Origin of the sequence: Acrocarpospora pleiomorpha (assembly GCF_009687885.1) — a bacterium.
Taxonomy (GTDB): Bacteria; Actinomycetota; Actinomycetes; order Streptosporangiales; family Streptosporangiaceae; genus Acrocarpospora; species Acrocarpospora pleiomorpha.
Window position 1 is genome coordinate 29807 of sequence record NZ_BLAF01000036.1, and the last position, 10684, is coordinate 40490.

Annotated in this window: 1 protein-coding gene; it reads right to left on the reverse strand. The window is 70.3% G+C overall.

Annotated elements, in window-relative coordinates:
- Positions 1–4: 4 nt before the first annotated feature.
- Positions 5–10678, reverse strand: coding sequence for a type I polyketide synthase (locus tag Aple_RS53410; protein WP_155347886.1), 10674 nt, complete (start codon positions 10676–10678; stop codon positions 5–7).
- Positions 10679–10684: the final 6 nt, after the last annotated feature.

Below are 10684 nucleotides of genomic sequence, written 5' to 3' on the forward strand. Positions count from 1 at the left end.
CGGGTCACAGATCTCTCGAGCGGCCCAGTTCGTTGTCGATAAAACTGAGGATCTCCTCGGTACTCGCAGATTCGAGCATGCCGGCGACAGCGGTTTCACTAGTTTCCGTGCCGCTCTCGCTCACCTTCGCCAGCAGGTGCCGCAGCCGGGTCGCGATGCCGTTCCGGGCGCGATCGTCGAGCACGTTGCCGGAGAACGCGGTTTCGAACCGTTCGAGGTCGGCCAGCAATGACAGCTCCACCTCGGTATTCGCTCCGGGAGCGATTTCCGCCAAAATGTATTCGGCGAGGCTCGCGGGGGTGGGGCAATCGAAGATGAGGGTGGCGGGCAGCCGCAACCCGGTGACGGCATTGAGCCGGTTGCGCAGCTCCACGGCGGTGAGGGAGTCGAAACCCAGCTCGCGGAACTCCCGCCGGACCTGGACCGCCTCCGCAGACGCGTGCCCGAGCACCACCGCCGCCTGCGCGCGCACCAGCTCCGTCACCAGCCGCACCCGCTCGGCTTCCCCCAGTCCCGCCAGCCGCCGTACCAGGTCCGCGTCCCCGCCCAGCGAGGTGGAGACCGCCGACCGGCGGCCCACGCGCACCAGGCCCCGCAGCAGATGCGGCACCTCAGGGAACGTGCGCAGCACCGACAGATCCAGCCGCGCCGCCGCCACCGCCGCCCGACCCGAGGCGGTGGCCGCCTCGAAGGCCGCCAGGCCCTGCTCGGCCGACAGCGCCGGCATGCCCGCCCGCGCCATCCGCTGCAGATTGATCGCCCCGAGCCCTCCGGTCATCCCGGTCCCCTGCTCCCACAGGCCCCAGGCCAGCGACGACCCGGGCAGCCCCTGCGCCCGGCGCAGCTGGACCAGCGAGTCGAGGAACGCGTTCGCCGCCGCGTAGTTGCCCTGCCCGGCGTTGCCCATCACCCCGGCCAGCGAGGAGAACATCACGAACCCGGCCAGATCCAGGCCCTGGGTCAGCTCGTGCAGGTGCCAGGCCGCATCCGCCTTCGGCCGCAGCACACTGTCCAGCCGCTCGTGCGTCTGTGACGGGATCGTCCCGTCGGCCAGCACACCAGCGGTGTGAATCACCGCAGTCAGCGGATGCTCGGCGGGGATCCCCTTCAGCAGGGCCGCCACCGCGTCCCGGTCGGCCATGTCGCACGCCGCGATCGTCACCTCGACGCCGTGCGCGATCAGCTCGGCCCGCAGCTCCACCGCACCCGGGGCGTCCAGGCCCCGGCGACTGGTCAGCAGCAGATGCCGTACGCCACGCTCGGCCACGACGTACCGTGCGAACAACGCACCCAGACCACCGGTCCCACCAGTGATCAGCACTGTGCCCTCGGGGTTCCAGGCTCGGGCGTCGTGTTCGTCCGGTGACAGCCGGGCGAGGCGGGGAACCAGCACTTCCCCCGCGCGTACCGCCGCCTGCGGCTCAGTCGAGGCCAGCACCCTGGGCAGTACGTCGAGCGGCGAAGACTCCTGATCATCCACGTCGACCAGCAGGAACCGGCCCGGGTCCTCCGACTGAGCACTGCGGACAAGGCCCCACACCGCCGCAGCCGGCAGATCGGTGACCACTTCGCCGTCGCTCACCGCGACCGCGCCCCGGGTGAGGAACACCAGCCGCGAATCGGCGAACCGCTCATCGGCCAGCCACCGCTGCAGCAGATCCAGCACGCGGGCGGTCAGCGCATGCGCCGACTCCACCACCCCGGCCGCCGGATCCGAGACCAGCTCCGTCACCATCACTGCCGGGACCGGATCCGCCTCGGCCAACGACGACAGATCTACCGCCACCGGTATCGACGCCTGGTCGGCCTGCGGCAGGCCGCCGACCACGGACCATTCCACCTGGAACAGCGAGTCCCATCCGGCCCCGCGATGGTCGGCGCCCGTCACGTGCTCGACGGCCATCGGTCGCATCACCACCGACCGGGCCGACACCACCGGCTCTCCGGCCGCATCCACCGCGAACAGGGAGAACGCATCGCCCCCTGTCCGAGCCAGTCGTACCCGCAGCATCGACGCGCCGCCCGCGTGCAGGCACACCTCACCCCAGGACGACGGCGCCTGGACGCCCTCGGAATCGTCCAGCCCGGCGAACGGCGCCGCATGCGACACCGCGTCCAGCAGAGCAGGGTGCAACCCGAACGAAGCCGCGTCTCCTGCCTGCTCCGGCAGGCTCAGCTCGGCGAACACCTCGCCGTCAGCACCCCACCAAGCCGCCCGCAGACCCTGGAACGCCGGACCGCATGCGAAGCTCTCCTTCGCGAGTTCCTCGTACAGACCCTCCAGTTCGATCGCGGTCGCGCCGGCCGGAGGCCACACCGCCGCGTCAAACGGCACGGCTTCCTCAGTGCCGGTCGCGAGCGTGCCGGTGGCGCGCAGCACCCACTGGCCCTCATCGGTCGCGTCCACCGAACGTGTGTGAACGCTGAGGCTCCGGCGGCCCTCTTGTGGTGGGTCCACCGAGACCTGCACCACTACCGTCTCGTGTTCGACGAGGGCCAGCGGCGCGGCCAGCGTCAGCTCCTCCACCAAGTCGCAGGCGACCTGGTCACCCGCCCTGATCGCCAGTTCCACGAACGCGCTGGCCGGCACCACCACAGAACCCGCCACCATGTGATCGGCGAGCCACGGCTGGGCGCTCACCGACAACCTCCCGGTCAGCACCACCCCATCGGAGTTGGCCAGCGGGATCGCCGCGCCCAGCAGCGGGTGATCCGTCGCGGACAGTCCCAGCACGCGAGGATCACTGCTCTGCCTGGTGTTCGGCCAGAACCGGTGGTGCTGGAAGGCATAGGTCGGCAGGTCGACCGGGCGTCCACCGGTCAGTACGGCCTGCCAGTCCACCGTCACACCGCGCACGAACAGCTCAGCCGCCGAGACCAGCACCCGGTCCAGGCCGCCCTCATCCCGTCGCAACGTCCCGGCGATCACCGCATCCACCGCGGCCTCGTCCACGCATTCGCCGATGCCGATCGTCAGCACCGGATGCGGGCTCACCTCCACGAACGCCCGATACCGCTGCTCCAGCAGCTGCCCGATCGCCGGGGCGAAGTCGACCGTGTTGCGCAGGTTGTCACACCAATACGCCGCGTCGAGTTCCGGCCCCTCCAGCCACTGGCCGGTCACCGTCGACAACATCGGCACCCGCACCGACTGCGGCACCACCCCGGTCAGGACCTGGGCCAGCTCCGCACCGATCAGATCGACCTGAGCCGAATGCGAGGCATAGTCCACCGCGATACGACGAACCCGCACCCCATCCCCGGCCAGTCGCTCGACCAGCTCCTCAACGGCCGCGACCTCACCGGCCACCACCACCGAGCGAGGGCCGTTGACCGCCGCCACCGAAACCCGCCCGTCCCAGGACGACAGCCGCTCCCGCACCTGCTCGACCGGCAACGCCACCGACGCCATCGCCCCGAGCCCGGCCAGCCGGTCGGCGATCAGACGGCTGCGCAACGCCACCACCCGGGCGCCGTCTTGCAGAGACAGGCCACCCGCGACCACCGCGGCGGCTATCTCGCCCTGCGAGTGGCCGACCACCGATCCGGGGCGGACACCCAGCGACTCCCACACCGCCGCCAGCGACACCATCACCGCGAACGACACCGGCTGAACCACATCCACCCGATCCAGCCCATCGGCCTGCCGGATCACATCCAGCAGCGACCAATCCGCCAACGGCTCCAACGCCGCCGCGCACTCCGCCATCCGACCCGCGAAAACCGGCGACTCCTCAAGCAGGGCAGCACCCATCCCCGCCCACTGCGCCCCCTGGCCAGGGAACACCCACACCGACTTCCCAGCGACGTCGGCCACACCGGAGACCACGTGAGCCGCCGGCTCGCCTGCGCTCAGCGCACCCACACCCGCCAGCAGCTCGCCACGATCACGCCCGACCACCACCGCACGATGCTCGAACACCGACCGCGACACCACCAACGAGGACCCCACATCCACCGGGTCCAGATCGCCGGCCTCCACATGCGCCGCCAGACGACGCGCCTGACCACGCAACGCCTCCGGAGTCTTCGCCGAGACCACCCACGGCACGACACCCGGCGCCTGTTCCACCGGCTCCGTTACAGGAGCCTCCGGCCCCTGCTCCAAGATCACGTGCGCGTTGGTGCCGCTGATCCCGAACGACGACACACCCGCCCGACGCGGACGGCCGGTCTCCGGCCAGCCTGCCTGCTCGGTCAGCAACTCCACCGCACCGGCCGACCAGTCCACATGCGAGGACGGAGTATCGACATGCAGCGTCTTGGGCAGCAGACCGTGGCGCATCGCCAGCACCATCTTGATCACACCGGCCACACCGGCAGCCGCCTGGGTGTGACCGATGTTCGACTTGATCGACCCCAGCAACAGCGGACGATCCTCGTCCCGATCCCGGCCATAGGTCGCCAGCAGCGCCTGCGCCTCGATCGGGTCGCCCAGCGTCGTACCGGTGCCGTGCGCCTCCACCGCGTCCACCTCGGCAGGAGACAGCCCAGCGACGGCCAAGGCCTGGCGGATCACCCGCTGCTGCGAAGGACCGTTCGGCGCCGTCAACCCGTTGGACGCGCCGTCCTGGTTCACTGCGGAACCGCGGACGATCGCCAGGATCTGATGCCCGTTACGGCGCGCGTCCGACAGACGCTCCAGCACCAGCATGCCCACGCCCTCGGAATAGCTGGTGCCGTCCGCCGCGTCAGCGAAAGACTTGCTCCGGCCGTCAGGGGCCAGCCCGCCCTGCGCGCTGAAACCGATGAACACCGCCGGCGAGGCCATCACCGTCACACCACCGGCCAGCGCCAAGTCGCACTCCCCCGACCGCAGCGCCTGCACCCCCATGTGCATGGCCACCAGCGACGAAGAACACGCCGTGTCCACCGTCACCGCCGGACCTTCCAACCCCAGCGTGTACGAGATCCGACCGGTCGCCACACTTCCCGCGGCACCCGTGCTGATGAAGCCCATCGCCTCCAGCGGGAGTTCCGCGGTCATCGCGTAGTCGTGATACATCACACCGGCGAAAACACCCGTCCGGCTGCCCCGCAAGGAGAGCGGATCCATACCCGCCCGCTCGACCGCTTCCCAAGACGCCTCCAGCAGCAACCGCTGCTGCGGGTCCATGGCGAGCGCCTCACGCGGCGAGATGCCGAAGAACCCAGGATCGAACTGCTCGCTGCTCTCCAGGAAGCCACCGTCGCGCACGTAGCTGGTGCCCGGGTTGTCCGGATCCGGGCTGTACAACGCCCCGAGATCCCAGCCGCGCGTGGTCGGGAACTCACCGATCCCGTCTCCGCCTTCGGCCACCAGCCGCCACAGATCGTCCGGAGATTCGACCTCGCCCGGGAAGCGGCACGACATGCCCACGATCACGATCGGATCGTTGGTCACCGGCGCCATCGCCGTGGGCACCACCACATCGGCGCCCTCGCCGAACAACTCGTTCAGGAGAAACTCCGCCAGCACCACCGGAGTCGGATAGTCGAACACCAGCGTGGACGGCAGCCGCAACCCGGTCGCGGAGTTCAACCGGTTACGCAGCTCCACGGCTGTGAGCGAGTCGAAGCCCAGCTCACGGAACTCCCGCCGCACCTCCACCATGTCGATCGAGGCGTGTCCCAGCACCATGGCCACCTCGGTGCGTACCAGATCCAGCAGAACCTCGGCACGCTCGGCCGCCCCCAGGGGAGCCAGCCGATTCAGCAACGTCGCCGCGACCACCGAACCGGACGCCGCCGACCGCCGACCGCCCCGCACCAGCCCCCGGAACAACGGAGAGACCTCGCCGAAGGCGCGCAGCACCGCCAGTTCCAACCGGAGCGGGATGACCACCGGCCGCGTCACCCGGCCGGCCGCGTCGAACAGCGCCAGGCCCTGTTCCACCGACAGCGGCGGCATGCCCGTCCGGGCGATCCTCCTCATGTCGACATCGCTCAGCGTGCCGGTCAAGCCGGTGTCCTGAGTCCAGGGACCCCACACCAGCGACTGCGCGGGCAGCCCTTCGGCCCGGCGCGATTCGGCCAGCGCGTCCAAGAACGTGTTGGCGGCGGCATAGTTGGCCTGCCCAGCCGCGCCCATGACACCCGCGAGTGAGGAGAACAGCACGAACGCCGCGAGGTCCAGGCCCTGGGTCAGCTCGTGCAGGTGCCAGGCGGCGTCCACCTTGGGACGCAGCACCGCGTCCAGCCGCTCCGGCGTCAGTGCGGGAATCGTGCCGTCATCCAGCACACCGGCGGTGTGAATGACCGCGGTCAGCGGATGACCGGCATCGATCCCGGCCAGCAGCGCCGCCACCTGATCCCGATCCGCCATGTCACACGCCGCGACCGTGGCCTCGGCGCCGTGCGCGATCAGCTCGGCCTGCAACTCCACCGCACCCGGAGCCTCCAAACCCCGGCGACTGGTCAGCAGCAGATGCCGCACCCCGCGTTCGGCCACCAGATGCCGGGCCAGACCGCCTCCCAGACCACCGGTGCCACCGGTGATCAACACCGTCCCGTCGGGATCCCATGGCCGCTCGGCCTCTTCCGAAGGTGTCACCCGCGCCAGACGGGGAACCCGTACCCCACCCTCGCGCACCGCCACCTGCGGCTCACCCGAGACCAGCACCCCGGCCAGTACCGGTGAAGGCAACTCACCGTCGACATCGACCAGCACGAACCGGCCAGGGTTCTCCCACTGCGCCGACCGGACCAGACCGCACACCGCCGCAGCCGCCAGATCGGCGACCACCTCGCCCTCCCGCGCCGCCACCGCACCACGAGTGACGAACACCAAGCGGGAACTCTCGAACCGCTCATCGGCCTGCCAACGCTGCACCAGCCCCAGGACATGAGCGACCAGCTCGTGCGTCGACTCCACCGTGCCGGCGGTCTCCGACGAGCTGACGCTGAGAGTCAGCACATCCGGCACCACCTCCAGCAGCGCCAAGTCAGCGAGAACGTCTTCGGTGAGCTCGGCCACATCCAGCCCGGCATCGGACACCGGCGCCTGAGCCGGCACCCATTCCAGCCCGAACAACGCCTCCCGCCCCGCTCCCGGACCGCTGCCGGCGGCGGCGAGCTGGTCGGCCGAGACCGGCCGCGACACCAGCGACCGCGCGGAGAGCACCGGCTCTCCGGCGGCGTCCACCGCGCTCACCGACACGGCGTCGTCGCCCACCTTGGCCAGGCGGACGCGCAGCAGTGCCGCTCCGGTGGCGTACAGGCTCACCTCCTGCCAGGAGAACGGCAGCCTCGTACCCGCCGTGGTGTCCAGCCCGGCGAACGCGATCGCGTGCAGGGCGGCGTCCAGCAACGCAGGATGCACCCCGAACGCACCGGCATCCGACTGCGCCTGCTCCGGCAACGCGACCTCGGCGAAGACCTCACCACCGGTGCCACGCCAGGCCCCCCGCAGACCCTGGAACACCGGGCCGTACCCCAACCCTCCCTCTGCCAGCTCTTCGTACAGCCCGTCCAGCTCGATCGCGGTCGCGCCGGCCGGGGGCCACACCGCCGTATCGAAGTGCGCAGCGGCCTGAGCGTCCGTGGCGAGCGTCCCGGTGGCGTGCCGCACCCACTGCACCTCGTCACCGGCCTGCGCCGGCCGGGAGTAGACACTCAGGGTCCGGCGGCCGGTCTCCTCCGGGGCGCCTACCGCGACCTGGACCGCGACCGCGTCATCCTTACCCAGCACCAGCGGCGCGGCCAGGGTCAGCTCCTCGACCAGGCCACATCCGACCTGGTCACCCGCACGGACCGCCAGCTCCAAGAATCCGGTGCCCGGGAAGAACACCATCCCCGCCACCGTATGATCAGCCAGCCACGGCTGCGTTCGCAGCGAGATACGCCCGGTCAGCACCACTCCGTCGGAATCGGCCAACCCGACCGCGGCACCAAGCAACGGATGATCCGTCGCGGCCAGACCCGCCGCCGCCACATCCCCCGCACCGGCACCGGCGTTCTCAAGCCAGTACCGGCGGTGCTGAAAGGCGTAGGTCGGCAGGTCCACCCGGCGTCCACCGGTCAGCACGGCCTGCCAGTCCACCGCCACGCCGCGTACGAACAGCTCAGCGGCCGAGACCAGCACCCGGTCCAGCCCGCCCTCGTCCCGGCGCAAAGTTCCGGCGATCACCGCATCTGCTGCGGCCTCGTCCACGCATTCGCCGATGCCGATCGTCAGCACCGGATGCGGGCTCACCTCCACGAACGCCCGATACCGCTGCTCCAGCAGCTGCCCGATCGCCGGGGCGAAGTCGACCGTGTTGCGCAGGTTGTCACACCAATACCCCGCGTCGAGTTCCGGCCCTTCCACCCACTGGCCGGTCACCGTCGACAACATCGGCACCCGCACCGCACGCGGAGCCACCTCCGCCAGGACCTGGGCCAGTTCCGCACCGATCAGATCGACCTGAGCCGAATGCGAGGCATAGTCCACCGCGATACGCCGGACCCGCACCCCGTCCTCGGTCAGACGCTCCACCAGCTCCTCGACGGCTCGCAGTTCACCGGCCACCACCACCGAGCGAGGGCCGTTGATCGCCGCGACCGACACCCGTCCGCCCCAGACGGCCAGCCGCTCACGCACCTGCTCGACCGGCAACGCCACTGAGGCCATCGCCCCGAGCCCCGCCAGCCGGTCGGCTATCAGGCCGCTGCGCAGCGCCACTATCCGGGCGCCGTCTTGTAGAGACAGGCCACCCGCGACCACCGCAGCGGCGATCTCGCCCTGAGAGTGGCCGACCACGGCGTCGGGGCGGACCCCTAGCGATTCCCATACCGCCGCCAAGGAGACCATCACCGCGAACGACACCGGCTGGACCACATCCACCCGATCCAGCGACGGAGCGTCCTCGGCCTGGCGGATCACATCCAGCAGCGACCACTCCACGAACGGCTCCAGCACCGCCGCGCACTCCGCCATCCGACCCGCGAAAACCGGCGACTCCTCAAGCAGGGCAGCACCCATCCCCGCCCACTGCGCCCCCTGACCCGGGAACACCCACACCGACTTCCCGACGACATCGGCCACACCCGCGACCACCCGAGCCGCCGACCCCACTGCGATCACGCCACCACGCAGGGAGGCTCCGGCGTCGTCCGTACTCAGCGGACCGAGACCAGCCAGCAACTCCTCGCGATCACGCCCGACGACCACCGCGCGGCGCTCGAACATCGACCGCGTCGTGGCCAGCGAGAACGCCACATCGACCAGCCGCAGATCGTCCGCCGCCTCCACATACTCGGCCAGACGGCCGGCCTGCGCCCGCAACGCCTCATCGGATCTGCCCGAGATCATGCACGGCAGCACACCCGCCACCGGCGCCGGGTCCGCCACGTCCGGCTCGGCCTGCGGCGCCTGCTCCAAGATCATGTGCACATTCGTGCCGCTCATCCCGAACGACGACACACCCGCCCGGCGCGGACGGCCCGTCCGCGGCCACTCCACCGGCTCCGTCAGCAGTTCGACCGCGCCCGAGTCCCAGTCCACCCGCGAAGATCGCTCGTCCACATGCAACGTCTTGGGCAGCACCCCATGCCGGAGAGCCAAGATCGTCTTGATCACGCTGGCCACACCCGCCGCGGCCTGCGTGTGACCGATGTTCGACTTGACCGCCCCGAGCAGGAGCGGCTGCCCCGCCGGCCGGTCCTTGCCGTACGTGGCCAGCAACGCCTGGGCCTCGATCGGGTCACCCAGCGTCGTCCCGGTGCCATGCGCCTCGACCGCGTCCACGTCAGCGGGACTCAGTCCCGCGACGGCCAGCGCCTTGCGGATCACCCGCCGCTGCGAAGGACCGTTCGGCGCGGTCAACCCGTTGGACGCGCCATCCTGATTGACCGCGGAACCCCGGACGATCGCGAGGATCTCGTGCCCGTTGCGGCGGGCGTCCGACAACCGCTCCAGCACCAGCACGCCCACGCCCTCAGACCAGCCCGTGCCGTTCGCGGTGTCGGCGAACGCCTTGCACCGGCCGTCGGGCGCCATCGCGCCCTGCGCGTTGAACCCGAGGAACACCAGCGGCGACGCCATCACGGTCACCCCGCAGGCCAGCGCCAGCGAGCACTCACCCGACCGCAGCGCCTGCGCCGCGAGGTGAATCGCCACCAGCGACGAGGAACAGGCCGTGTCCACCGTCATCGCCGGGCCCTCCAGGCCCAGCGTGTAGGACAGGCGTCCGGACAGCACACTGGCCACCGTTCCGGTGACGCTGTCGCCCTGCCCGCCTTCCAGGACCAGGCTCATGTAGTCCTGGCCGTTGGTGCCCACGAACACACCGGTGGAGCTGCCCTTCAGCGAGACCCGGTCGATCCCGGCCCGCTCGATCGCCTCCCAGGACGTCTCCAGCAGCACCCGCTGCTGCGGATCCATCCCCACTGCCTCACGCGGCGAAATACCGAAGAACCCGGCGTCGAACTCCACCGCATCGGACAGGAACCCGCCCTGGCATCCGACCCCCATGGCCGAAATGCCCTCCACATCCCAGTCCCGATCGACCGGGAAGGAGGAGATCGCGTCCGCACCGTTGATCAGCAACCGCCAGAAGTCCTCAGGCGAGCCGACTCCGCCGGGAAAGCGGCATGCCATCGACACGATCGCGATCGGATCATGCCGGTGCGACTCCAACTCTTCAAGCCGTCGACGGGTCTCGTGGAGATCGGCGGTAACCCACTTCAGGTACTCAACGAGCTTCCGATCTTCGGACATCAGAGT